This is a genomic window from Edwardsiella ictaluri ATCC 33202 (assembly GCF_000264785.1).
Lineage (GTDB): Bacteria > Pseudomonadota > Gammaproteobacteria > Enterobacterales > Enterobacteriaceae > Edwardsiella > Edwardsiella ictaluri.
This window is the reverse complement of the sequence record NZ_AFJI01000086.1, coordinates 1-24,214: the sequence shown is the minus strand read 5'-3', so window position 1 is coordinate 24,214 and position 24,214 is coordinate 1. Positions and strand designations below refer to the sequence as shown.

Genomic DNA, 24,214 nt, shown 5'->3' with positions numbered 1-24,214 from the left:
AAAAAAATGATGGTAATAATGCACAGGCCATCGCAGTGGCTCTGATGCAACCGACAATGCAGTTCGTGCCACCCAAAAGCCCCGAACAGCAGGATATCCAGGCTTTACACCGGGCAAGGCAGCGTATTATCAATCACCGCACTGCTACAGTCTGTCAAATAAGAGGGCTGTTACTTGACCGGGGGATCCCCATTGGCAGTGCTGTCTCCAGAGCTCGCCGGGCTATTCCTCTTATCCTTGAAGATGCAGAAAACGGTCTACGTTCCCGTATGCGCAGAACAATTGCCGAGCTCTATGAGCTCTTTAACGATCTCGAGCGTCGGATCCATTTTTTTGATAAGGAAATTGAAACAGTATTCAGGCAATCAGAAGCCTGTCAGCGTATCGCCAGAGTTAAAGGCATTGACCCTAAAACGGCCACGGCCGTTGTTGCTGCTATTGGCAAAGGAACTGAATTTAAGAATGGCCGCCACTTTGCTGCATGGCTGGGTCTGGTTCCACGCCAGCATTCGAGTGGCGACAGGCAGGTGCTGATGAATATGACGAAAAAAGGCGACAAGCATCTGCGGACTCTTTTTATTCATGGTGCCCGCGCTGTCGTCAGGGTTGCCACGAATAACAATGATGGTCATATGAATCAGTGGGTTAATCAGTTAAAGGAACGGCGCAGATTTAATAAAACGACCGTGGCGGTCGCTAACAAAAACGCGCGAATAATCTGGTCGATGCTGAGAAATGAGACCGAGTATCAGGTAGTGTGAAATTAATCCCCTGCCAGAAAAAGTTGCAGCGTACTGAGAAATGGTGACAGGTTGCACCTGCACAATCGGAACCTGATTTTTATACTGGCCTCAGAGGCCGTCCAGTTGTTGAGGCGATTGTGTGCGAATTACCCATTTGGGCACAGATTTTCCTGATGCCGGATAGATGTAAGCAACAACCCAAAAGCAGATTCAGTACTTGCAAAACGGAGGTAGTCCATAGATGTAAAAAGTGGCCTCAGAAATTCCCATCTTTCTGCAGACTTCCTCCACTCGAGTGCCGGTTTCGGCCTGTTTCAGGATATCCCGCTCTCCTTCAGTGTGTTTCAGCTGTGCCCGCAGTTTCAGGATCTCAGTTTTGGCTTCCAGCAGATCACGGGCATACTGCTCGCTATTATCGGGTTTGATGGCCCGTAACCATTTGTAGAGGCTGTGCGCAGACACGCCTAGGCGCTCAGAGACTTCAGTCACGGAGTAGCCGCGCTCGGTAATTTGACGGACGGCTTCTTCCTTAAATTCAGGTGTAAATCGTGGTGTGCCCATATACTCTCCTATGCTCAAACTATAGGGCAGGATCGTCTACCGAGGTGGTGTCAGTCCACACAGGATATAGGGGACGACCATTTTATTAACAAGGCCTAATCTCAAGAATAAAGTGCATTCCAAAATAAAACAAAGGAAGAGAATATCAACATCAAGTCTATTAATATCTCAAAAATATAATATGGCATTTTTAAGACAAAAACCTTCCCTAAACAGACACCTATGGCTATTGATGAACCTACTAAGATCCCACTGGCAATAATATTTACTGGCAATGCTCCAATGGTACTAAAGGTGATCGATTTTGATATATAGATGACAAAGGAGGCTGCAGCTTCTGTTGAGAGAAGAACTCCTTTTGTCAGACCATAAAATGAGAATAGTGGTACAGTTAACGGCCCGGTAGAAAAAACAACTCCGGTAAGAAATCCTAAAATCACACCAGCGATTGAAAGTTGCCAATTTGTAATGGAAAAATTTCTTACCTTCGCCCATCTCCTCCATGGTATAAGTAAAATAAAAAAACATGCTATAATAACATCGGTTATATCAGTAGGTAAAACCCAAAGCGTTCTAGCTCCCACAACAGCTGCAGGTATACCTGGCAAGCTATAATATAAAAACGCCTTTATGTGTATACTTTTTCGCCATGAGACAATGCGTGATACATTTCCTATGACAGATGCCACAGCCATAATCGGCACTGCTTCCTTAGGGCCAAAATAATAAATAAGAGCAGGTAGTAAAACAATAGATGAACCAGTACCAACGATACCACTAATAACCCCCGCTAGAATACCTATGCCCGTAACATATATAAAATTCATCAGATTTCTCTTTTTATTTAATTCAATCCCATGGTAAGCTTATAGTTTTAATATTGGTATAGTTTTTCATTGACTCCCGCACTCCCTCTTTCAATCCTAACCCGGAATCTTTTATTCCTCCGAATGGAGAAAGCTCTGTACGAAACCCAGGCACTTCCCATACATTCATGGTACCGACGTTTAGACGGGAGGAAAATTCCTTTATCCAATCCAGTCGGTTTGTGCATAGTGCAGATGAAAGCCCGTATGCTGTACTATTTGCAATAGCGATAGCTTCGGAAATTGTCTCAAAGGTTATGATAGGTGTCACAGGACCGAACGTTTCTTGAGTCACAAGCTGCATCTTAGGATCTACATTTGTCAGGACTGTCGGCGAAAGTAGCGCCCCATTACGTTGATTGCCGCTCAGTAACCTCGCTCCTTGATCAATAGCCCCGTTGACAACGTTTTGAATTCGTATAGCTGCCTCTTCATCAATAACCGTACCCATCATTGTAGCGGATTGCATGGGATCACCTGTAACCCAAGCTTTCGACTTTTCTGCAACCAAATAGTTTAGATCATGAACGATAGATTTATGGGCAAGAACTCGTTTTACTGCAGTACATCTCTGTCCACTATTGGAATAAGATCCCCTAACGACCAAATCAGTCGCACGCTCCAGATCCGCATCTGGCATAATAATTAAAGGATCGTTTCCACCTAGCTCAAGCACGATTTTTCGATAGCCCGCTGTACATGCTATTGACTTTCCAACATCTACGCCCCCGGTAAAAGTCACCATACTGATACGTAAGTCAGAAATCATTCTCTCGTATAATATTTTTGGGTTTCCGATAACGAGACTAAACATCTCTTTTGGTAATCCACACTTATATAAAAGGTCACGGAAGTAAATGGCAGAAAGTGGAGTTTTCTCTGATGGCTTCAGAATGATTCTGTTATTTGTTGCAATAGCTGGTATAACCTTATGTGCAACCTGATTTATCGGATGATTAAAAGGGGTAATCGCATATATTATTCCGTCCAATGGCTCCCTAATAGATATTATTTTTCTTTCTTTGAAACCTTCATAAAGGTCACAATCCATGATAGATTCTTCAGAAGATAAAATTTCATTGACACCTGATAACAATACATTGATAGTTCGACCGATCTCATAACATGTATCTTTTTTCGATAATCCAGTCTCACTTGTGATAAGCGAGGCAGCTTCATCTTTATCTTTTTCAAGATACATAGCACATTTTTTTAGTATATCAGCTCGTTGAGAGCGAGAAAGATGTGATCGGTAATTGTAACTTGTATCGATAATCTCAGAGATTGCGGAGATTGAATCAACTTCAAGCTCGTGTATAGTTTCACCGGTATAGGGATTCTTTATTAACAATGGCTTTAATGTCATTTTGTAATATTCCATATTGTATTTAATTCAAATACCTCATCACACCTAATTTTTATTGGCACGCACTAGCCAGCCATATAAGAAAAATATAGCGCAGAGATAAGGCAACTCTAATTATGTTTTACAATAAAATAACGTCAATACTATATCATACAAGAATTAATTAAAACTGAAAAATTATTCCCCACTGTTATTTAATGATTGCATAAAGTCTTTTTTATTATCCAGAGGGGAAATAAATGGGCGACAAAGATCAGCTCTACTTCCGGTGCAACAAAGTATTTCAATGAAAGAACTACCTGTGCCATTCAACGCTTGCACTAAGCTTGATCTTAATTCATCCGGTGTTGATACACGGGAAACATCTGTGTAACCACAAGCGGCTGCAATAGCACTAAAGCTCTGCTGTGCACCTTTTGTTTTTTGACCGCCAACTGAATCATGGGCTCCATTATTAAAAATAATATGGATCAGATTAGATGCATCAGCACTATTTGTTAGTCCTCCCATATGCATAAGGCATGCTCCATCACCATCAAGGCAAATTACTTTTCCATTAGGATAAGCAACTGATATTCCATATGCTATCTGTGAAGCTAGTCCCATTCCACCAATGTTGAGAAAATCGTAATTATGGCTGACACCATTTTTTTCTCTTATTTCGAAAAGCTCCCTTGAGAGCATGCCAGTTGTACAGACAACAGGCGTTCCATAAGGTATGCGTGTCACGCATTCTTCCAAAGCATGCTCCCTTGACATATGCTCTTTAAATGCCGATATATATGGTAATACTTTATTATTTTTTAATTTTTTAAATGTATTTTTTCTGACCACAAGTGCAACAGGTGTTAAGCTATGACGGAGCAATGTGATTAGCTCACTGATAATTTCTTCCGCATTCTCATCCTCCATCTCTGGCGTCAAAATAGAGTATGGAATACGCAGTGACTCCAATAGCGAGAGCGTCGTTTCCCCCTGCATTCTATGCTGTGGTTCATCTGCCAGTTGAATACCATTTTGGTCAATTTCTCCTCTCCAACCAATAATAAAAAGGAGTGGAATTCTAAACACCTCCTCTGCTGACAAAGAGCATACAGGATTTGTTATATTCCCAATTCCAGAATTCTGCAGATAAACAACAGGTATTTTCCCAGTCACCAAATAATTACCTATAGCCATACCTACTGCGCATCCTTCATTAGCAGCAATGATATGATTTATACCATTATCAGGCTTATCTAACTCCATGCAAAACTCTTTCAATAAAGAATCAGGCACACCAGAATAAAAACAAACATCTTCTTTTTTTAAGACATCAATAATAACAGTAGATGATAGCATTCCTACTCCTTCTATTTCCCGTTAACGAAAAATCATTCTTGGTATCAATCCAATTAGAACAGTTTTATTTCATATGTTAAACATAGCTAGAATTAAATCCCTCTACAACAATAAAACCAACTATTAATACTTAAATCATCTAATGCTTAAATCATCAGATACCGACATTACACTAACACCAAGCCATTCAACGCCATCTTCTTTGCAGGATTAATGTAGGATCCGCACCAAGTTAATTCGCAAAAAACGCTAAGATCAACATTATCTATAGTATATAAAAAAGAAACTCAACGTGTCCCAGGGATTAGATCAAGGACTTTATTAATGGGTAAGCATTTATTTTCTATCTCGAGAGTTCGTCCATATTTAAGTATCTGATCAGCAACATATTGCATGGCTGGATAAGATGCTCTTAATAGATGATTGGCATATATAACAATATTAAATCCGCCATCGATTAAATGATCAAAATGAACTTCATTGAAACTTGTTGGAACACATACAAGAGGAACATCCCTATAATGAGCTCTAAATATTTTTGCAAATTTTAGGATCTCGCCAGCATCTTTTTTTCGGCTATGAATCATAATACTATCTGCACCAGAATCAACATAAGTCAATGCACGGTTGATAGCATCATCCATGCCTGCTTCAAGGATTAAACTTTCTATCCGAGCAATCAACATGAATTCTGGGGTAATCTGTGCTTGTTTAGCAATAGCTATTTTTTCAGAAAACTCCTCGATCGAGGCCTGAGTTTGCGAAACTTCGTTGCCGAAGAGCGAGTTTTTCTTCAACCCGGTTTTATCTTCTATAATAAATGCAGAGATACCAAGATTTTCTGCCTGAGCAATATGATAAGGCAAATGTTCTACTTTTCCGCCAGTATCACCATCAAATATCATTGGTTTAGTTGTTACATCAAAAATATCTGAAATTCTCGAAAATCGACTTGAAATATCAATAAGCTCGATATCTGGTTTACAGCGCAATGTGGAGTCAGTTAACGAACTTGACCAAAAACCATCAAATTCTATTTTATCTGATGAATCATTCTTATATTCAGCTTTTTCAACTAATAGCGCAGACAGTGGACTATGAGCCTCCATAATACGAAGTCCTTTTTTTTCCTGTAGTATTGTTTTCAATGCTGTACGTCGGGTTCCTGGGGTAGCACCGTGCAGCATAGGTAATGCATTCATTTTATTTTTCCTTTTTTAAAATATTACCTTTGATAATGTCAATAATATTTTCTAATTAGACAAGAGGCAGGAACGAAAATAGTCACACTTGATGTAAACATCTATAGCTATGATTAGCATCACCTCACAACAAGATCAAATTCAACCAATACTTATATTTATCAACTAACCAACTTAGAGTCTATCCCATTAGGCTATTTGATTTGCCATTTCGGTCTAGGGGCCGTGCTCACAATCCTCACGTACTGCGTGTACGCTCCGGTTGTTGCGCGCTGTCCGTGTCCAAACACGGCTGAAACAATACACTCCTACTGGGATAGGCTCTTATTGTCATCATAAATAAATGTTATCTTTAAGATTAAGAAATTTAATTTACATCTTTTTTGTTGTGCTCCCCATCGCGTTAACCCAACGTTAACAAACTTGGGGAGATTTACAAGCTTTTATCGATTAAATTATTTACACACGTCTCAAAATAAAGTTTCAAAGTATGTCATTAAAAAATATTTTATTATTTCCTTATTTCCACCGAAAATAGACATTAAATTAGCCAGTTAGTCCTATTTCTAGTTTGTTTCTCGGTATATTGGGGTTCCGTGGTAATTTCTGTCATCTGATCAGGCACATAGATGTCTGCTCAAGGAAAATCATGAGCTACCATGCGAGGAAAACTCTGCAGGCTGCGTACTGTTCAGCTTGTTACCTGTCAATACATGAGAAGAGCGGGATCACCGGCTCAGTAACCGGTAACGATGACAGCGATCAGAACGCGCTGGCTGACCAGAAGCAATTCCGGAAGAGAATAAAAGAATCGGTGACAATTTATAACCATGAGCGTCCGCAGCGGGCCCTGAATGCAAAACGCCTGGTGATATCCATCAGGCGTTTCAGGCGTAAAAGTATCAATCTATATCAGGACACATTACCCATATCTGTCCACCGGCAGAGTACGGGCACGCTCTCCTCAGCAGCCCTGAGTACAGGAGCTCCCCTTCGCCGCATCGGCCGATACAGGCGTTACCGAAGAGGCCTTATCTACCGGATAACCAGCCTCTTTCCAGGCGGTAATCCCGCCTGGCAGGCGATAGACATGCCGGTAGCCCAGCGTTCTGGCCCACATGGCTGCATTATGTGAACGAGCGCACTTAACAAAACCGCAGTAGAATACCAGCATCCGATCCTTATCGGCGCCCAGCATACGCATAAAATCGGCCTGCGTTATCGCCCCCATGCTGGCTTTGTCCCACACGGTCATATCCCCCATCGGGAACGCCATATTCAACGCGCCCGGGATATGCTGCTTCTTATAGGAGTCGGCAAAGGGCATGGTGTCGACGATCAGCATCGGCTTTTTCTCACCCATCCACTGCTTAAGTTCCTGCACGGTCAGCAGCTGATACTTCCCACTCGCTGTTTCCCGCGCCAGTTGTACCGCCTGCTTTTCCGCATCCACTTCAGAAGGGGAAAACAGACCGGCCTGCGCCGGCAGCGCCGAGAGTGCAGCCAGCATCACGCCAGCAACCAGAGGTAATACGGGTTTCATCATTTTTCCTTATATAAAAGTCCCAATTTCACGGTAACTTTTTATATAACAAAATGATGTGACTAGCGTGGCAAATGCTAATTTGCCACGCTTAGCTTACGTTAAGCTCGAACGATCGGCCCTGCGGGACCGTCATCGACACCACAGCAGATGCTCAGCATCGGTGCTTATCCGTCACTGTTGCGCGCCATCCACAGCGACAACGCCCGGATAGAGTCCGGGGTAAAGCTATCGCAACGTTCGGCGATCTCCTGCGGCGTCATCCAGCATACGGATGCGACCTCGCTCTCCTGCAAGGCAAAGGGTCCATGGGAGACGCAGCTAAACAGCCCGCCCCAGACCCGACATGCGGCCTGCTCATAGTAGAACAGACCATGATCGGCGAAAGGCACTCCGGCGATACCCAGCTCCTCCTCCGCCTCACGGCGTGCCGACTCCAGCATATTCTCTCCACTCTGCACCACACCGCCAGCGGTGGCGTCCATCCAGGCAGGATAGTAATCCTTACCCTCGGTTCTCTGCTGCACCAGGATCTTACCCATCCCGTTATGCACCACAATGTAGGTGGCACGATGACGCAAACACTGTGCCCGCATCTGCTGGCGGCTGGCCTGAGCGATAACTTCGTTATTTTCATCAACGATGTCTACCCACTCAATCTCGCTGTTAACCTGCTGGTCCACCATCCTCTGCTACCCTATTACTGATTCTCAACGGCGCTACTGCGCCACGATGCCATCACCACCGACGCGGGCGGCCTGGCCCCTTGCCAAAAAAGATAATCTTACCATGTCGCCGCAGCGCTCAGACTTACCTCCGCCAGTATCTCCGTACCGTACAGCGCCTGAACCCACAGCCGATCCCCCGCCAGCATGCCAAAGCTGGGAACATTCCCGCCTTTGGGTAGGCTGATGGATCCGGGATTAAAACAGATATGCGTCCCCTGGCGCCCGGCCAGCGGCAGGTGCGTATGGCCATAAACCAGAACGTCATCCGACGCCAGCGCAGGAAGCTGCTGGGGATGATAACGGTGACCGTGGGTCAAAAAAAACCGCCTGTCCGGCAAAAGTGCCTGCTGCCACGGTGCCATCATCGGAAACATGAGCAGCATCTGATCGACCTCGCTATCGCAGTTGCCGCGCACCGCGATAATGCGCTCGGCGTAACCATTCAGCAACGCAGCTACGCCCGGCGGATCGTAGCGATCCGGCAGTGGATTACGCGGGCCGTGGTTCAGCACATCGCCCAGCAGGATCAGCCAACGGCAACCACTGTGCGCAAAGATCTCCAGCGCCCGTTCGGTCGCGCTGAGCGAACCGTGAATATCGGAGATAAACATTAATTTCATCGTGAGGCTCTGCAAAAAGAATGCGCCCATCGCGCGTATGACGGAATAGCGTTTAGTGTAACCAGCCCGCTTTTACGATACCAGCCACCCCCGGCTACGGCGCCATTTTTACCCGCCGCGACGCCCCAGCGCCAGCCACTGGCACACTGAAGCCCGCTGCCACTGGAAATGGGCATACTCCGCCAGCCGCTCAGGCAGACCATCGCCATGCTGTGCCAAACGGTTCAGCATCATCGCCAGATCGGTGTCGGCAATGCACCACTCACCGAACAGATTTTGTCGCCCGGCCGGCAGCAGGCGCTCCGCGGCGGCCACCAGCCGGACGGCCTCATACCTGGCCTCCTCCGACAGCGCACCCGCGCGGTGGCCGCAGAACACCACCTCGCTCGGCCGCTCACAGCGCAGCGCAGCCAGATCGCTGCGCAGCCAGGCCTGCACCTCGCGGGCGGTAGCCCGCGCCTGACGCAGATGCGGATAGAGCGGCGGATAATGCGGCGCGCAGAAGGTTTCATCAAGAAATTCACAGATGGCGGAGGACTCCGCCAGGTCAAAACCATCCAGTAACAGCGTTGGTACACGGCAGGTCAGAGACACCGCTGCATAGGCCTCCTGACGGTTTTCATGCTCCGCCAAATCCACCGGAACCAGCTCACAGCGCAGCCCCTTTTCCTTTAGGGCAACAAAGACGGACATCACGTAAGGGCTCAGATAGCGGCTGTCAGAATAGAGAACGATCGCAGAGGAACTCATAGGCACTCCTGATGGCAGTCAACGTCGGGCAAGCGATCGCGCACCCTCGCTGACAGTATGCCATGTTTCTGTCGTGACGAAACGCCACGTTGCGCATCCCGTCTGCGCCCGAACTGGGAATACGCACAAAACAATCTGTTAACATCATCCTTTTATCACCGCGAAATTTGCTCTATAGTCGCCAGACCCACCCCCTAGCAGGAAACGACCATGATCGATCTTTACTACGCTGCAACACCGAACGGCCACAAGATTACCCTGTTTCTGGAAGAGAGTGGCCTGCCCTATCAGCTGCATCCTGTCGATATCGCCGCCGGTGAGCAGTTTACGCCGACATTTCTGGCTATATCTCCCAACAATAAAATTCCGGCGATAGTCGATCGCCAGCCTCTGGATGGAGGCACACCGCTGAGCCTGTTCGAATCCGGCGCTATCCTGCTTTACCTCGCGGAAAAGAGCGGGTGCTTTCTCAGCACGGATCTGCGTGCGAGGGCCACCACTCTACAGTGGCTTTTCTGGCAAGTGGGCGGTTTTGGCCCGATGCTGGGGCAGAATCATCACTTCAACCACTATGCCCCGCAGCCGGTTCCCTACGCCATTGAGCGGTATCAGGTGGAGACCTGCCACCTGTATGCGGTGTTGAACACTCAGCTGCGGCGGCACGCCTACGTCGCCGGCGCCGACTACAGCATCGCCGATATGGCGATTTACCCCTGGGTTGCCGCCTACACCCGCCAGCGCATCGATCTGGCCGATTACCCTGCCGTCAGTCGCTGGTTCCATGCCATTCAGGCACGTCCGGCCACCCAGCGTGCCTACCGGCTCGCCCAGGCCTGATCCCCGCAGGCGGCTGCCCCCGCCTGTCCGCTACGTTACCATTCAGGATCGCTTATGAGTCCACATTTCCCAGATGCCATCATCAAAATTAAAAACCTGCGTCTGCGTACGTTTATCGGCATTAACGAGGAGGAAATAGCCAACCGGCAGGATGTGGTGATCAATATTGCCATTCACTACCCGGCGCAACAGGCCCGCCACAGCGAAGAGATCGCCGATGCGCTCAACTACCGCACCATCACCAAACGCATCATCGCCCACGTGGAGCAAAACCGTTTTGCCCTGCTGGAGAAGTTGACTCAGGATCTGCTGGCGATCGCTTGTGAACATCCTTGGGTCACCTATGCTGAAGTAGAGGTCGATAAACTTTACGCCCTACGCTATGCCGATTCGGTCTCCGTGACCATGCGCTATAGCCGGGGGGAATAAGCGGAGGGAACGGTGCGTCGGCGCGCGCCGTAAGGAGCAGCCTATGGAGATCTTGATTACCGGTGCTACCGGTCTTATCGGTCAGGCGCTGTGCGCCCGGCTACACGTGCTCGGCCATCGACTGAACGTGCTGACGCGCAGCGCAGCGCGGGCCCGTCAGCGTATAGGGAACAGCGTTCAGTGCCTCACCTCACTCGATAATCTGACCAGTCTGGATGGCTATGACGCCGTCATTAATCTGGCCGGTGAACCGATCGCCGACAAACGCTGGAGCGCGGCGCAAAAGCAGGTACTGTGCGACAGTCGCTGGACAGTCACCCAGCGTCTGGCCAACCTGATCCGCGCCGGACAGCGCCCGCCCCACGTGCTGATCTCCGGCTCCGCCGTCGGTTACTACGGCAGTCAGGATGAGACGCCGCTCAACGAGGATGACCCGCCCCGCAATGACTTCACCCACCGCCTGTGCGCCCGCTGGGAGGCGCTGGCGTATGAGGCGGAGAGCGAATATACCCGCGTCTGCCTGCTGCGTACCGGCATCGTACTGGCTCCCAACGGCGGCGCGCTGGGACGTATGCTGCCGCTGTTTCGCCTGGGGCTCGGCGGCGAATTGGGCAATGGCCACCAGTACATGTCCTGGATCCATATCGACGACATGGTCAACGCAATACTGTATCTGCTGGATAACCCTACTCTGCGCGGCCCCTTTAACATGACAGCCCCCTACCCGGTGCGCAACGATCAGTTCGTCGCCACGCTGGGCGAGGTGCTGGGGCGGCCTACCCTGCTCCGCGTACCTGCCATGGCCCTACGCGCGTTAATGGGTGAGGCCAGTCAGATCCTGCTGGGCGGCCAGCGGGTACTGCCGCGCCATCTGGAGGAAGCGGGCTTTGGCTTTCGCTATTACGACCTGCGCGAGGCGCTGGACGACATCATCAGATAGCGTGGAGCGCACGCAATGTGCAGCCCGGCGCACCGGCGGTGACGGTGTGACCCGACGCGCCCACTACACTCTCTGCAGAGAGAAGCGATGGTACCGACGGCCGACGCAACTAAGACACAGCGGGCGCGATACCCCGGTTCGGCACTCCGTGCCGGTTCCGGGGCACCGGGCCCGGATATTTCCCACGGTGGAGCATCTATGAGCCCAACCCTCTTGCGCGATAAAGTGGCGCTGGTCACCGGCGGCGCGCACGGCACCGGCGCCGCCATCGTAACAGCCCTGGCCGACAGCGGTGCCCGCGTGGCACTGACCTACCACCATTCGGAAAGCGAGGCGCGGCGGCTGACTACCCAAATTCGTCAGCGAGGCGGTGAGGCCATCGCCCTGCGTACCGACGCACGCAGCCCAGAAACCTGCGCCCGCGCCATCACCCGCACGCTGGAGCTGTGGGGACAGATCGATATCCTGGTCAATCAGGCCGCCGTGACCATCTGCAAACCGTTTGATGAAATTGAACTGCGCGAGTTTGAGCAGGTTATGGCAATCAATGTGCAGGCGGTATTTCTGACCAGCCAGCTGGCCGCCCGGCGCATGTCGGCGGGGGGGCGAATCATTCATATCAGCGGCGCGCACCAGCCTCCCGACCACGGTGGCGCGCTCTGTGCCATGAGCCGCGCGGCGCTGACCGCACTGACGCGCAGCATGGCGCAGGAGCTGGCACCCCAGGGCATTACGGTCAACCATCTGGTACCCGACCCGTTTCCTTCGCCGGGCCGGGACGTAGAGGGCACGGTGCAGTCGATCGCCGAACTGGCGCTGTGGCTGGCCTCACCGGTGGCGGGCTCCATCACCGGCAGCCAGCTCAATATGGCGGGAGAGGGTTAGCCTGCCACAGGCCCCTGCCAGCGTGGGAACAGATCCTGCGGCAGACAGATGTCCAGCTGATCCAGCACCCGGTTGACCGTCTGGTCGACGAGATCCTCAATCCGCCGAGGACGGTGATAAAATGCCGGCATCGGCGGCATGATGATCGCCCCCATCTCGGCGGCGGCGGTCATTGTGCGCAGGTGTCCCAGATGCAGCGGCGTCTCCCGCACGCACAGCACCAGCGGACGCCGCTCTTTCAATACCACGTCGGCAGCGCGCACCAACAGGGTGTCGCTGTAACCGTGCACAATCGCCGAGAGCGTTTTGATCGAGCAGGGCAAAATCACCATCCCGGCAGTTTTAAACGAGCCAGAGGAGAGCGAGGCGGCGATATCCCGCACATCGTGTACCACATCCGCCAGCGCCTGCACCTCTTTTAGCGAGAGATCCGTCTCCAGGGCCAGAGTCTGACGCGCTGCCTGACTCATCACCAGGTGGGTCTCCACCGCCGACAGCGCCCGTAGCGCCTGCAGCAGACGGACCCCGTAGATCGCGCCGCTGGCGCCAGAGATTCCGATAATCAGTCGTTTCATCGCCCGTCACTTATCCTTATTCAACGCTTTGCTGCAGCGACTTTGCCGCAAGGCGGGCGAGCGTGCAAGTAAAAACGGGCCGCATATGCGGCCCGGCGGCAAAGCGCAAAACGTGCTGCTACCCTTCATTATACAACGCGAGATCTTCCGCCTGCTGCTGGTTATTCAGCGCCTTGGTATCATCGCCGCGCAGCGATTGCAGATAGTCCAGATAGGCCTGATCCACGTCGCGCGTGATATATACCCCGTCAAATACCGAACACTCAAACTGCTCGATATCCGGGTTATCCTCTCGCACAGCCTCGATAAGATCCGTCAAATCCTGGAAAATCAGCCCATCGGCGCCGATCAGCTGGCGGATCTCCTCGACCTCGCGCCCGTGGGCGATAAGCTCGCTCGCGCTCGGCATATCGATGCCATAGACGTTGGGAAAACGGATCTCCGGCGCGGCGGAGGCCAGATAAACCCGACGGGCGCCCGCCTCCCGTGCCATCTCGATGATCTGCTCCGAGGTGGTGCCGCGCACGATGGAGTCATCCACCAGCAGCACATTCTTATCGCGAAACTCGGCGCGATTGGCGTTCAGCTTGCGGCGCACCGATTGGCGGCGCAGCTGCTGCCCCGGCATGATAAAGGTACGCCCCACATAGCGGTTTTTGACAAACCCCTGGCGGTAGGGCTTATCCAGAATACGGGCGATCTGCAGCGCGATATCGCAGGAGGTTTCCGGGATCGGGATCACTACGTCGATATCCAGATCCTCCCATTCACGTGCGATCTTCTCGCCCAGCTTCTGCCCCATCCGCACCCGGGCGCAATAGACGGAGATCTTGTCGAGAAACGAATCTGGACGGGCAAAATAGACATACTCAAACAGGCAGGGATGACTCTTCGGATCCTGGGCGCACTGGCGGGTAAACAGCTGTCCCTGCAGATTAACGTAAATCGCCTCGCCCGGCGCCACGTCACGGATAAAGTCGAACCCCAGCGTATCCAGCGCCACGCTCTCTGAGGCGACCATATATTCTGTACGGCCATCCTCTAGGGTTCGCTTGCCGATCACCAGCGGCCGGATACCGTTCGGGTCGCGGAACGCCACCATGCCATGGCCGATGATCATCGCCACGCAGGCATAAGCCCCGCGGATTTGGCGGTGGGTCGCCGCGACGGCGGCGAAGATATTTTCGTCACTCAGCGGATAGTGATCGTAGCGATCCAGCTCGTAGGCGAAGATATTCAGCAGGATCTCGGAATCTGAGGTGGTATTGACATGGCGGCGGGCATGCTCAAACAGGTGCTGCTTCAGCTGATGGGCATTAGTCAGATTGCCGTTGTGCGCCAGGGTGATGCCAAAGGGGGAGTTAACATAGAACGGCTGAGCCTCTGATGCGCTGGAGCTTCCGGCGGTGGGATAGCGCACGTGCCCGATCCCCATATTTCCCTGCAGGCGCTGCATATGGCGCGCCTCAAACACATCACTGACCAGTCCATTGGCCTTACGCAGGCGGAAGGCATGGTTATCATCGATGGTGACGATGCCAGCGGCGTCCTGGCCGCGGTGCTGCAACACCGTCAGAGCATCATAGATAGACTGGTTTACCGGTGTAAAACCGGCGATACCGACAATACCGCACATGTTGTCATTTCCTCATCAGCGTTACCGGAGCGGCAGCGACGGCATGTGCTCCGGCAAGAAACTCGACGTGCTTTGCAGATAGTCAAATGACCACCTGATGATAGGGCTAAACTGCGGGATCAGCCGGGATTGCTTCCACTCCTCGCTTTGCGCCATCGCCGTGAAGGTGTCCATAAAGAACAGCAACGCGGCGACGATCAGGATACCGCGTATGGCGCCAAAGCAGACGCCCAGCACCCGATCCGTACCGCTCAGTCCGGTACGCTCCACCAGGGTGCCGATCACATAGTTAACGATGGCGCCGACGATCAGGGTCGCAACAAACAGCACCGCTATCGCAATGCCATTACGCACCAGTGCATCCTCAAAGCGGGTAAAGAAGGCAGCCAGGTAGGGATAAAAATGGCTGGCGACAAAGAACGCCGCTCCCCAGGTAACCAGCGACAGCGCCTCGCGCACAAAGCCCCGGATTAAGCTGACCAGTGCAGAAAATCCGACGATGCCAATAATGACCCAATCAATCCAAACCATGACAATTCCAATGCATGAACTGCCGCAGATGTCGCCCGCGGCGCATTCTAACAGAAAAAGAAAACGGTTGCGCAGCAGATTTCCGCCGTGCGCCATAAATAAATATGTCGCACCGACCGTCCGTTTTCACCAAAAAAATGGCGCCGCCCGCCGCAGCGAACAGCGCCGTCGAACACCGTTACGCGCGGCTTAGCGCACGCTGTAATTGTGGATCTGCCCATTCAGTCCACTCAGACTGTTCAGCTCCGGCAGCGCCGACTGCAGCTTGGCGCGCGACGCCTCCGGGCCAACGAACAGCCGGTTGATCTCACCCTGCACCGGCGTCGCCGGTACGCTATAGACGCGGTAGCCGGACAGACGCAGCTTGGCGATGATTTCATTCACCTTGCCCGCGTTACGCAGCGCGCCAAGCTGCACCACATAGGCCTGACCGACTGGCGCTTTCTCACCAGCATCGCTCTTGGCGACGGGCAGCGGACGGCTTTCTGGCGGCGGCGTCACGCTCTTCACCGCCTCGACGGCCTTGGGGCGGCTCTCCGCGACCCGCGTCGGCGGCTCGCTGGCTTTCGGCCTGCTCTCCTGCGGCGACGGAGTGCTGATAGGCGGTGGCGCCGTACGCGGTGGCTCCGGCGCCCGGCTCTCGACCGGCTTCAGCTCCACCAGCTCGCCGCGGGTATGTGCCGGGGCCACCGCAGGCGCGGATGCAGAGGGCGTCGCAGCACTTACCGGAGCGGCGCCAGCGCTGGCGCTAGGCAACGGCGTTTCCCCCAGCGGCTGCGTCACCGGCGGAATGGCATCCGTCGGGTCGTCCTCTCCCGGACGCGGCACCAGTGGAATCGCGGCAAACTCATCCTGATAATGCTTTTTCTGACCATCCAGCAGGCCGGGCAGAATGATCACCCCCAGCGCCACCAGGATCACCGTACCGACCAATCGGTTCTGAAACTTACTTGCCACCCGTCTCTCCTGACGCGAGGGCTGCCATTACGTGAGCAACCGTATGGAAGGAACCACAGACCACCACCGTATCGTCGGCGGCCGCATCGGCCATCGCCTGGCGCCAGGCCAGCTCAACCCCGCCAAACGTTTGGGCATCAGCGGGCAGGTGCGCCATTAACGCCAGGACCGCCGCACCGCGCGGTCCCTCCAGCGGTGCACAGTACCACTGGTCAACCAGCGGTATCAGGCAGGCCAGCGTACCGGCGATATCCTTGTCCGAGAGCATACCGATCACCATGCGCAGGCGGCCGCGCTGCGGCAACGTGCGCAGACGCTGGGCCAGATAGGCCGCCGCATGGGGATTGTGTGCGACGTCCAGGATCAGGCGCGGCGACTCCGACAGCTGCTGAAAGCGCCCCGGCAGCACCGCATCGCGCAGCCCCTGACGGATCGCCGCGTCATCGACCGGCAGCGGCCCATAGCTGAGCGCCGTCAGCGCCGTCGCCGCGTTGGCCAGCGGCACCTGAGGCAGCGGCAGCCCCTCAACATGGCGCGTAGCATCGTGCCAGCGCCATCCCTGTGCCTCTACGCTGAAATCCCAGTCCACGCCGCGTCGCAGAAGATGAGCACCACACGCCTGCGCGACCGCGCCAATCGAGTCCGGCATATCGGGTTCGCCAACCACCGCCGGCGCCGCGTCGCGGAAGATACCGGCCTTCTCACGGCCGATGCTCTCCCGCGTATCGCCCAGCCAGTCGGTGTGATCCAGCGCGATGCTGGTCACCACCGCGACGCTGGGATCCACGATGTTGGTCGCATCCAGGCGGCCGCCGAGGCCGACCTCCAGGATCACCGCATCCAGCGCCGCCTGCTTAAACAGGTACAACGCGGCCAGCGTGCCGAATTCGAAATAGGTCAGCGATACACCGTCGCGCCCCGCCTCAACGGCGGCAAAGGCGGCGGCATGTGCCGCATCGTCCAGCTCGCGGTGCTGGATGCGCACCCGCTCACGATAGTGCAGCAGGTGCGGCGAGCCATAAACCCCAACCCGATAGCCAGCTGCCATCAGGATCGCCTCCAGCGTACGGCAGGTCGTCCCTTTCCCGTTCGTTCCCGCGACGGTATACACTACCGGGGCCGGCGTCAGTAGGTCCAGGCGCTGCGCTACGTGGCGTACGCGATCCAGACCGAGATCGATGCTCTTACTGTGCAGGTTTTCAAGGTAGTCAAGCCAGGTGGAAAGCGGAGAGGTTGCCAATGGCGTAGGAAGCGTATTCATGCTGTTTTACGTCCCATAATAAAACCGATTGCGGAATGTAACCGGCCGCGGAGTGGCGCCGGTTGCCAAAGATGCACGGCGTATGGACCTGCCATACGCCGTATCGGCGGCCAGTGCGGCGCGCCGGGAACACAGGCGTGGAAATTACGCCCGCGCGCTGCTTTCCGCGCCAGTAGACTGTTGGGTTGCGGTATCCAGCGGATCCGGACGACCGGTCATCTTGGCCATCAGGCAGGCCAGCTTATCGCGCATCGCCGGGCGGCGCACGATCATATCGATGGCCCCTTTTTCCAGCAGAAACTCACTGCGCTGGAAGCCCGCCGGCAGCTTCTCCCGCACCGTCTGCTCAATGACGCGCGGACCGGCGAAGCCGATCAGCGCCTTCGGCTCAGCGATATTGATATCACCCAGCATGGCCAGGCTGGCGGAAACGCCGCCCATGGTCGGATCGGTCAGCACGGAAATATAGGGCAGACCGCGCTCACGCATCTTGGCCAGCGCTGCGCTGGTCTTCGCCATTTGCATCAGCGACATCAGCGCCTCCTGCATCCGGGCGCCGCCGCTGGCGGAGAAGCAGATCAGGGCACAGTTATCCTCCAGCGCCTGTTCAACGGCTCGGACAAAGCGTGAGCCGACCACAGAGGCCATAGAGCCGCCCATAAAGGAGAACTCAAACGAGGCGGCCACCACCGGCATCCCGTGCAGGGTACCTTTCATTACCACCAGCGCATCCTTTTCGTCGGTCTCTTTCTGAGCGGCTGCGAGGCGATCCTTATACTTTTTGGAATCTTTGAACTTCAGGATATCCTTCGGCTCCAGCTCGCTGCCCAGCTCGACGTGGCTACCGTCATCCAGCAGCGTATTCAGACGCATCCGCGCCGTCATACGCATATGGTGGTCGCACTTGGGGCAGACCTCCAGATTACGCTCCAGCTCGGCACCGTAGAGCACCTGACCACAGCTGTCGCATTTGGTCCAGACGCCCTCAGGTATGCTTGCCTTCCGGGTTTGAGAGATATTGCTCTTGTTAAGAATGCGTTCAATCCAGCTCATCGATGACCTTTCTGTTTGAACCTGGCGAAATGCCAGTCCTCTGCCCCTGCCTGGGAACTAAATGCAAAGACCCAGCCAGCGCTGAGCCCGGTTTTAGCCCATGTATCCCCTTTATTCAGGCGACGGGCTGCGTTTTTTAACTGGCAGGAACAGACCATAAATGCCGTTCATTAAACCACAACGGTTCGACCGTGTGGATAAAAAACTGGTCGAACCGTGCAGTGTTTACATTTTTACCCACTTTAGGTGAGCATGACGCGGCTATTTTGCCGCCTTATTCCGCCGCGCCTGACGCCGATGACGCCAAATTTCAATCACCCCGGGCAGGATGGAAACCACGATGATCACCACGATCAGCAGCTTCAGGTTCTCCTGTACCACCGGCACATTGCCGAACAGGTAGCCGGCATAGGTAAACAGCAGAACCCACAGCAGGGCCCCGATCACGTTATAGGCGGCGAAATGACGATAGGACATATGCCCCATGCCAGCAACAAATGGCGCAAATGTACGCACAATCGGCACAAAGCGCGCCAGAATAATCGTCTTTCCACCGTGACGTTCATAAAACGCGTGGGTTTTATCCAGATAGCTGCGGCGGAACACGCGCGAGTGGGGGTTACTGAACAACCGCTCGCCAAACAGGCGCCCGATAGTGTAGTTCAGCGCATCACCCACGATGGCAGCGATCACCATCAGCAGCACCATCAGGTGCACATTCAGATCGTTGCTCGGCAGCGACGCCAGCGCGCCGGCGACGAACAGCAGCGAATCGCCGGGCAGAAATGGCGTTACAACCAGGCCGGTTTCACAGAACAGGATCAAAAAGAGTATGCCGTAAATCCACACGCCATACTGCGCGACCAGCTGTGCCAGGTGCACATCAATATGTAGAATAAAATCAACAATCCACTGTAGGTATTCCATAACGGCTCCGGAGATTAATCGGGTAAAAACAGCGGCCCCATCGGCGACTGCGGCAGGGCAAATTGCGCCGGGTAGTCTACGGCGACCAGATACAGCCCGGCCGCCTTGGCAGTCGCGGCAGCCAGGGTACGATCCCGGCCCGCCAGCAGCCCGGCGATCCAGCTTTCCGGCTGGTTGCCGCACCCCACCTCAAGCAGACTGCCGACGATATTACGCACCATATGATGCACAAAGGCATTGGCCTTGATATCGACCACCACGTAGGAGCCGTAGCGGTCGACCCTCAGGTGGGAGACGTTGCGCCACGGGGTACGGGACTGACACTGGGCGGCGCGAAAGGCGCTGAAGTCGTTCTCCCCCAGCAGCGCCTGTCCGGCGCGCGCCATGCGTTCTGCGTCCAGCGGCAGATAGAAATGGGTGACTCCGCTCTGCAGCACCGCCGGGCGGTAGCGATGATTATAGATGACGTAGCGATAGCGGCGCGCCGTCGCGCTGAAGCGCGCGTGAAAATCGGGACTGACATCCTTAACCCAGCGTACCGCGACATCCTTGGGCAGATGGGCGTTGACGCCCATGGTCCAGGCGCCCTCCTGACGCAGGGCATGGGTGGTGAAGTGCACCACCTGACCGGTGGCGTGTACCCCGGCGTCGGTACGCCCAGCGCAGAACACCGTCACCGGCTCGCTGGCGACGCGCGACAGCGCCGCCTCCAGGCGCGCCTGGACGCTGTCGACCTCCCGCTGGCGCTGCCAGCCGGCGTAGCGGCTGCCGTCATACTCGATCCCCAGCGCCAGAGTATATTCCGGGCGCGGTGTCTGCCCGGTCAACGGTTGCTGCGACATCAGTAGAGATACTCCTGCATCAGGCGTTCTGCTACCTCCAGCGCCATCAGCGCCCCGCCGAAGCGAACATTGTCCGCCACCGACCAGAACTGCAGGGCCTCCGGCATGCCGTAATCATTGCGTACGCAGCCGATGCTCAGGTGAGGATTGCCCGAGGCATCACCGACCTGGGTCGGGTAGTCATCCTCCTCGCTCAGACGGATATCCTCCGACTGCGTCAGCCGCTCCCGCGCCTCTTCAACACTGAGCGGACGCAGGGTCTCCAGATGTACGCTCTGGGCATGGCCGTAGAACACCGGCGACTGGATACAGCTGACCGTCAGCGGCAGCCCCGGCTCCTGCAGCACTTTACGTACCTGATCCACCAGACGGCGCTCTTCGGTCACGCTGCCCTGGGGATCCGCCAGCAGCGGCAGCAGATTAAACGCCAGCTGCTTCTGGAACAGGCCCGGCTCGAACGGCATGCCGTTAAGCAGGCGCGCACTCTGCCCGGCCAGCTCATCCACCGCCGCCTTACCATGGGCAGAGGCGGAGAGCAGGCAGGTTACGCCAATACGCGCCAGGCCGATCTCAGCGCTTAACGGATGGATCGCCGTCAGCAGCTGACTGGTCAGGCTATCGGCCACCGCCACAATATTGCGGTTACGGTACTCCGCCAGCGCATGGGGATTAACCCCCGGAACCACCAGCGGCACGTCCGCCTCCAGTGCAAAGGCATCGCTGCTGTCGATCACCAGACAACCGGCGTTGCCGGCATCCTCGGCATAGCGCAGCGACGCCTCGCGTCCGGCGACAAAAAACGCCAGCTGGGCCTGTGCCCAGTCAAAGGTGGCCGCATCCTGCACCGTCACCTGACGCCCGCCGACGCGCACGCTCTCCCCGGCGCTACGCTCGCTGGCCAGCAGATAGATCTCACCCAGCGGAAGATCGCGCTGCTGCATCTGCTCCAGCAACGCTTCACCGACGGCGCCGGTTGCCCCCAATACGGCAATATTCCAGCCTTCGCTCATTCTCATTCTCTCCCGGACAGCGGGTTACGCCGCCGTCCCTGTCAATAGCCCATCAAAAATCGCCAGTCCCCCTCCCGGGTACACTGGCGATAAGCATCCATTGTCTGATCAGGCGACGCGGGCGTCAAAACCCAACGCCGTCAGCAGCGAGGCACTGGTGCAATCGTCGCACAGTACCTGCAGCGATGACCACTCGCGGCGCGCCGGATAGTGTTTACGCAGGCGATCGAATTCGCCCTCCTGTGCAGCGACGCGACGCAGCGGTACATCATCACGGCGCACATCATACACCAGATGCATCAGACGTTTGAGCATCGCCTGATCGGGATGACCGTGAATGCGTACGCTGGCGACCGGCGGTGGCGGTAACAGGGAGGGCAGCACCACCGACTGCGGCTGTCCCAAGAAGGTGCTGAAAGCCTCAAATACCTGGGTAGTACCGCGCGCTTTCCCCTCCAGGCTGTATCCGGCGATGTGCGGCGTCGCGATGTCCACCCGGGCCAGCAGCGGCAGCGACAGCATCGGCTCCGGCTCCCAGACATCCAGCACCACCCGCAGATCCTGCCCCGCCTCCAGCGCCTGCAGCAGCGCCGCATTGTCGACGACGGCGCCGCGCCCGGCGTTAATCAGGATCCGCCCCGGCGGCAGCCCGCGCAGAAAATCCGCATCGGCCAGGTGCAGCGTTCGATAGGGACCGCTCTTGTTCAGCGGCGTATGGAAGGTGATGATATCCGCCTCACGCTGTAAATCCGCCAGACTGTGAAACTGCTCGTCATCACCGCGATCGGCGCGCGGCGGATCGCACAGCAGGGTGCGGATCCCCAGCGCGGTCAGGCGGCGCTGCAACCGGCTGCCCACATTGCCAACCCCGACGATCCCCACGGTCTTATCGCGCAGCGCAAAACCGTCCCGCTCCGCCAGCAGCATCAGGGCAGAAAAGACATACTCCACCACGGCAATGGCGTTACAGCCGGGGGCGGCGGAAAAGCCGATGCCAGCCTGCGCCAGCCAGGCTGTATCCACATGATCGGTACCGGCGGTGGCGGTGCCGACAAAGCGAACGCGCTGCCCCGCCAGCAATGCCTGATTGACCGTCGTCACTGAGCGCACCATCAGCGCATCAGCCCCGACCAACGCGGCCGCGGGCAGCGGGCGGCCCCGCACGGCCACTACCTCGCCAAGACGCCCAAACAGCGCCTCGGCATACGGCATATTTTCATCAACCACAATTTTCATCTGCTCTCCCCTGCGGCTACACCATAGATTCAGGACGGATTATTCTGCCACCAAATGCATGCGACACCTAACCTCAGCAGCGACAGCATCCCGCCCCAAAGACAGGACGGTCACCGACGCAGAGCAGGGAGAGTGGATACACAGTCACGCATCGATTATCATCCGTCGATAAACGCAGCATGGTAAGGCGTCTCCCCATCAGGAGTCTCATGTGCCCCCCTTCTCAACCACCGTTTGACAGCGGTTACAGCGTTCGCCGTTCCGGCGCCGTTTTAAGCTTAACGCCGACGAGTGGTGCTATCTGCAGCGTAACGGACTGCCCCGGATACTGAACCATGCCCGGGACTTTATCGATACCCGACGGGCCCCTTCCCACATCCCCAGCGATGGCAAACAGACGCCCATGCGTGGACATCCGGTTTTTGTGGCATAGCATGCTACCGCCACCTGCTGCCGCGGCTGCCTGGAAAAATTGGCACCATATGCCGCACGGCCGGGCGCTGAACAGCGGAGAAAAACTGTACATTATGGCCTACTGGCTGGCGACACAAACGCCGCGCTGAGCGCGGATAGGACACATATCGCCGCCGTTGTACATACGGTTACTTACCGACACCAAACACTCACGGACAACCGTCGCGCCGCTGCCTAACATATTCTCAACGGCTCCAGTGGGGGGCTTACCAAACGGCAAATCTTGAGGACAGTCAAAATGAATAAAGTATTAGCTCTGGTTGTTGCTGCTGCGATGGGTCTCTCTTCCGCCGCTTTTGCCGCCGAACAGGCCGCAGCTCCGGTCGCTGCCCCGGCAGCCCAAAGTGCCGCTCCGGCGGCTAAAGATACAGTTGCAGTAAAACATCACCGCATCAAAAAACACCATAAAAAAGCGAGGACGGAGCAGAAAGCCCAGTCAGCGAAAAAAGCGCACCATAAGAAAGCGGCCGTTGAACAAAAAGCACAGGCTGCCAAGAAGGTGCACCACAAGAAAGCAGCCGTAGCGCAAAAAGCACAGGCTGCCAAGAAGGTGCACCATAAGAAAGCAGCCGTTGAACAAAAAGCACAGGCTGCCAAGAAGGTTCACCACAAGAAAGCAGCCGTAGCGCAAAAAGCACAGGCTGCCAAGAAGGTTCACCACAAGAAAGCAGCCGTAGCGCAAAAAGCACAGGCTGCCAAGAAAGTTCACCACAAGAAAGCGGCGCCTAAAGCCTAAGCCCACCGCTTGAGTCTCACCCAGACGCCCCGTGCCTCATCGCCGGGGCTTCTTTGTTATCTGCGTTGTCTGCGTGGCCAGCTAGCGGCGCAGGCGACAGACGAACGCCGTCACGTCAAAGTTCACCCGAACATCGCGCTCCCCCCCCGCCGACAGCAGTGCCAT

General features: G+C 54.9%; 24 protein-coding genes and 2 pseudogenes. 7 read left to right on the top strand and 19 right to left on the bottom strand.

Features of this window, described 5'->3' with window-relative positions; translation table 11 throughout:
• A partial coding sequence (locus EIEH_RS13190; protein WP_035609875.1) for an IS110 family RNA-guided transposase occupies positions 1-761 on the top strand: 761 nt, incomplete at its 5' end.
• Between the two features lie 225 nt (positions 762-986).
• Here EIEH_RS13190 and EIEH_RS13185 read toward each other — a convergent pair.
• From EIEH_RS13185 to yfcF, 9 genes and pseudogenes are all read right to left on the bottom strand, one after another.
• Positions 987-1,304: pseudogene (locus EIEH_RS13185) on the bottom strand (transposase); the annotation flags it as partial.
• A 101-nt stretch (positions 1,305-1,405) separates the two neighbouring features.
• Positions 1,406-2,131: a sulfite exporter TauE/SafE family protein gene (locus EIEH_RS17885; RefSeq protein ID WP_071525731.1), complete on the bottom strand. Its 726-nt coding sequence runs from the start codon at positions 2,129-2,131 to the stop codon at positions 1,406-1,408.
• A gap of 22 nt (positions 2,132-2,153) precedes the next feature.
• Positions 2,154-3,536 (bottom strand): phosphonoacetaldehyde dehydrogenase, encoded by a 1,383-nt coding sequence (phnY, locus tag EIEH_RS13180; RefSeq protein WP_015871972.1) that lies wholly within the window; start codon positions 3,534-3,536, stop codon positions 2,154-2,156.
• A 177-nt stretch (positions 3,537-3,713) separates the two neighbouring features.
• Positions 3,714-4,877, bottom strand: a complete 1,164-nt coding sequence (aepY, locus tag EIEH_RS17880) for a phosphonopyruvate decarboxylase (RefSeq protein WP_015871973.1) — start codon at positions 4,875-4,877, stop codon at positions 3,714-3,716.
• A 287-nt stretch (positions 4,878-5,164) separates the two neighbouring features.
• Positions 5,165-6,079 (bottom strand): phosphoenolpyruvate mutase, encoded by a 915-nt coding sequence (gene aepX / locus EIEH_RS13175; protein WP_015871974.1) that lies wholly within the window; start codon positions 6,077-6,079, stop codon positions 5,165-5,167.
• 964 nt (positions 6,080-7,043) lie between these two features.
• Positions 7,044-7,622 (bottom strand): rhodanese-like domain-containing protein, encoded by a 579-nt coding sequence (locus tag EIEH_RS13170; protein ID WP_015871976.1) that lies wholly within the window; start codon positions 7,620-7,622, stop codon positions 7,044-7,046.
• A gap of 167 nt (positions 7,623-7,789) precedes the next feature.
• A complete protein-coding gene (gene yfcD, locus EIEH_RS13165; protein WP_015871977.1) occupies positions 7,790-8,308 on the bottom strand; it encodes an NUDIX hydrolase YfcD in 519 nt (172 codons plus the stop codon).
• Between the two features lie 98 nt (positions 8,309-8,406).
• Positions 8,407-8,970, bottom strand: coding sequence for a phosphodiesterase (gene yfcE / locus EIEH_RS13160; RefSeq protein ID WP_015871978.1), 564 nt, complete (start codon positions 8,968-8,970; stop codon positions 8,407-8,409).
• A 108-nt stretch (positions 8,971-9,078) separates the two neighbouring features.
• Positions 9,079-9,720, bottom strand: coding sequence for a glutathione transferase (gene yfcF / locus EIEH_RS13155; RefSeq protein WP_015871979.1), 642 nt, complete (start codon positions 9,718-9,720; stop codon positions 9,079-9,081).
• A gap of 210 nt (positions 9,721-9,930) precedes the next feature.
• Here yfcF and yfcG point away from each other — a divergent pair, with 210 nt between their 5' ends.
• The 4 genes from yfcG to EIEH_RS13135 all read left to right on the top strand — a co-directional run bounded on the left by yfcG (position 9,931) and on the right by EIEH_RS13135 (position 12,811).
• Positions 9,931-10,557, top strand: a complete 627-nt coding sequence (gene yfcG, locus EIEH_RS13150) for a GSH-dependent disulfide bond oxidoreductase (protein ID WP_015871980.1) — start codon at positions 9,931-9,933, stop codon at positions 10,555-10,557.
• A 54-nt stretch (positions 10,558-10,611) separates the two neighbouring features.
• Complete coding sequence (folX, locus tag EIEH_RS13145; RefSeq protein WP_015871981.1) at positions 10,612-10,986, top strand: dihydroneopterin triphosphate 2'-epimerase; 375 nt, start codon at positions 10,612-10,614, stop codon at positions 10,984-10,986.
• Between the two features lie 43 nt (positions 10,987-11,029).
• The gene (locus EIEH_RS13140) at positions 11,030-11,926 is read left to right on the top strand and encodes a TIGR01777 family oxidoreductase (RefSeq protein WP_015871982.1); all 897 of its coding nucleotides are present in this window, start codon (positions 11,030-11,032) and stop codon (positions 11,924-11,926) included.
• A gap of 198 nt (positions 11,927-12,124) precedes the next feature.
• Positions 12,125-12,811 carry an SDR family NAD(P)-dependent oxidoreductase gene (locus EIEH_RS13135; RefSeq protein WP_015871983.1) on the top strand — a complete coding sequence of 229 codons (687 nt, stop codon included), beginning with the start codon at positions 12,125-12,127 and terminating at the stop codon, positions 12,809-12,811.
• Here the strand turns inward: EIEH_RS13135 and EIEH_RS13130 are convergent.
• The 10 genes from EIEH_RS13130 to pdxB form a co-directional block, all read right to left on the bottom strand.
• On the bottom strand, positions 12,808-13,386 hold the full coding sequence (locus EIEH_RS13130; RefSeq protein ID WP_015871984.1) for a UbiX family flavin prenyltransferase: 579 nt from the start codon (positions 13,384-13,386) through the stop codon (positions 12,808-12,810). The genes EIEH_RS13135 and EIEH_RS13130 overlap by 4 nt on opposite strands.
• 118 nt (positions 13,387-13,504) lie before the next feature.
• Positions 13,505-15,022 (bottom strand): amidophosphoribosyltransferase, encoded by a 1,518-nt coding sequence (gene purF / locus EIEH_RS13125; protein WP_015871985.1) that lies wholly within the window; start codon positions 15,020-15,022, stop codon positions 13,505-13,507.
• Positions 15,023-15,043: 21 nt separating this feature from the next.
• Complete coding sequence (gene cvpA, locus EIEH_RS13120; protein WP_015871986.1) at positions 15,044-15,553, bottom strand: colicin V production protein; 510 nt, start codon at positions 15,551-15,553, stop codon at positions 15,044-15,046.
• A 189-nt stretch (positions 15,554-15,742) separates the two neighbouring features.
• Positions 15,743-16,510, bottom strand: a complete 768-nt coding sequence (gene dedD / locus EIEH_RS13115; protein WP_015871987.1) for a cell division protein DedD — start codon at positions 16,508-16,510, stop codon at positions 15,743-15,745.
• On the bottom strand, positions 16,500-17,771 hold the full coding sequence (gene folC / locus EIEH_RS13110) for a bifunctional tetrahydrofolate synthase/dihydrofolate synthase (RefSeq protein WP_015871988.1): 1,272 nt from the start codon (positions 17,769-17,771) through the stop codon (positions 16,500-16,502). The genes dedD and folC overlap by 11 nt, the downstream gene beginning before the upstream one ends.
• 144 nt (positions 17,772-17,915) lie before the next feature.
• The gene (gene accD, locus EIEH_RS13105; protein WP_015871989.1) at positions 17,916-18,824 is read right to left on the bottom strand and encodes an acetyl-CoA carboxylase, carboxyltransferase subunit beta; all 909 of its coding nucleotides are present in this window, start codon (positions 18,822-18,824) and stop codon (positions 17,916-17,918) included.
• A 261-nt stretch (positions 18,825-19,085) separates the two neighbouring features.
• Positions 19,086-19,751, bottom strand: coding sequence for a DedA family protein (locus tag EIEH_RS13100; RefSeq protein ID WP_015871990.1), 666 nt, complete (start codon positions 19,749-19,751; stop codon positions 19,086-19,088).
• 14 nt (positions 19,752-19,765) lie between these two features.
• Positions 19,766-20,593 carry a tRNA pseudouridine(38-40) synthase TruA gene (gene truA, locus EIEH_RS13095; protein WP_035609870.1) on the bottom strand — a complete coding sequence of 276 codons (828 nt, stop codon included), beginning with the start codon at positions 20,591-20,593 and terminating at the stop codon, positions 19,766-19,768.
• Positions 20,593-21,603 (bottom strand): aspartate-semialdehyde dehydrogenase, encoded by a 1,011-nt coding sequence (locus EIEH_RS13090; protein ID WP_015871992.1) that lies wholly within the window; start codon positions 21,601-21,603, stop codon positions 20,593-20,595. Before EIEH_RS13090 ends, truA begins: the two co-directional genes overlap by 1 nt.
• Positions 21,604-21,711: 108 nt before the next feature.
• Positions 21,712-22,839: a 4-phosphoerythronate dehydrogenase PdxB gene (gene pdxB / locus EIEH_RS13085; protein ID WP_015871993.1), complete on the bottom strand. Its 1,128-nt coding sequence runs from the start codon at positions 22,837-22,839 to the stop codon at positions 21,712-21,714.
• 241 nt (positions 22,840-23,080) lie between these two features.
• On the opposite strand from pdxB, the pseudogene EIEH_RS13080 reads away from it, so the two are divergent.
• Positions 23,081-23,402, top strand: a pseudogene (locus tag EIEH_RS13080) (DUF4186 domain-containing protein); the annotation flags it as partial.
• 149 nt (positions 23,403-23,551) lie between these two features.
• Complete coding sequence (gene asr / locus EIEH_RS13075; protein WP_015871996.1) at positions 23,552-24,049, top strand: acid resistance repetitive basic protein Asr; 498 nt, start codon at positions 23,552-23,554, stop codon at positions 24,047-24,049.
• Positions 24,050-24,214: the final 165 nt, after the last annotated feature.

Bases quoted from the DNA above. Each gene is read 5' to 3' on its own strand.
- EIEH_RS17885 (WP_071525731.1), bottom strand. From the start codon at position 2,131: ATGAATTTTATATATGTTACGGGCATAGGTATTCTAGCGGGGGTTATT.
- phnY (WP_015871972.1), bottom strand. From the start codon at position 3,536: ATGACATTAAAGCCATTGTTAATAAAGAATCCCTATACCGGTGAAACT.
- aepY (WP_015871973.1), bottom strand. From the start codon at position 4,877: ATGCTATCATCTACTGTTATTATTGATGTCTTAAAAAAAGAAGATGTT.
- aepX (WP_015871974.1), bottom strand. From the start codon at position 6,079: ATGAATGCATTACCTATGCTGCACGGTGCTACCCCAGGAACCCGACGT.
- EIEH_RS13170 (WP_015871976.1), bottom strand. From the start codon at position 7,622: ATGAAACCCGTATTACCTCTGGTTGCTGGCGTGATGCTGGCTGCACTC.
- yfcD (WP_015871977.1), bottom strand. From the start codon at position 8,308: ATGGTGGACCAGCAGGTTAACAGCGAGATTGAGTGGGTAGACATCGTT.
- yfcE (WP_015871978.1), bottom strand. From the start codon at position 8,970: ATGAAATTAATGTTTATCTCCGATATTCACGGTTCGCTCAGCGCGACC.
- yfcF (WP_015871979.1), bottom strand. From the start codon at position 9,720: ATGAGTTCCTCTGCGATCGTTCTCTATTCTGACAGCCGCTATCTGAGC.
- yfcG (WP_015871980.1), top strand. From the start codon at position 9,931: ATGATCGATCTTTACTACGCTGCAACACCGAACGGCCACAAGATTACC.
- folX (WP_015871981.1), top strand. From the start codon at position 10,612: ATGAGTCCACATTTCCCAGATGCCATCATCAAAATTAAAAACCTGCGT.
- EIEH_RS13140 (WP_015871982.1), top strand. From the start codon at position 11,030: ATGGAGATCTTGATTACCGGTGCTACCGGTCTTATCGGTCAGGCGCTG.
- EIEH_RS13135 (WP_015871983.1), top strand. From the start codon at position 12,125: ATGAGCCCAACCCTCTTGCGCGATAAAGTGGCGCTGGTCACCGGCGGC.
- EIEH_RS13130 (WP_015871984.1), bottom strand. From the start codon at position 13,386: ATGAAACGACTGATTATCGGAATCTCTGGCGCCAGCGGCGCGATCTAC.
- purF (WP_015871985.1), bottom strand. From the start codon at position 15,022: ATGTGCGGTATTGTCGGTATCGCCGGTTTTACACCGGTAAACCAGTCT.
- cvpA (WP_015871986.1), bottom strand. From the start codon at position 15,553: ATGGTTTGGATTGATTGGGTCATTATTGGCATCGTCGGATTTTCTGCA.
- folC (WP_015871988.1), bottom strand. From the start codon at position 17,771: ATGAATACGCTTCCTACGCCATTGGCAACCTCTCCGCTTTCCACCTGG.
- accD (WP_015871989.1), bottom strand. From the start codon at position 18,824: ATGAGCTGGATTGAACGCATTCTTAACAAGAGCAATATCTCTCAAACC.
- EIEH_RS13100 (WP_015871990.1), bottom strand. From the start codon at position 19,751: ATGGAATACCTACAGTGGATTGTTGATTTTATTCTACATATTGATGTG.
- truA (WP_035609870.1), bottom strand. From the start codon at position 20,593: ATGTCGCAGCAACCGTTGACCGGGCAGACACCGCGCCCGGAATATACT.
- EIEH_RS13090 (WP_015871992.1), bottom strand. From the start codon at position 21,603: ATGAGCGAAGGCTGGAATATTGCCGTATTGGGGGCAACCGGCGCCGTC.
- pdxB (WP_015871993.1), bottom strand. From the start codon at position 22,839: ATGAAAATTGTGGTTGATGAAAATATGCCGTATGCCGAGGCGCTGTTT.
- asr (WP_015871996.1), top strand. From the start codon at position 23,552: ATGAATAAAGTATTAGCTCTGGTTGTTGCTGCTGCGATGGGTCTCTCT.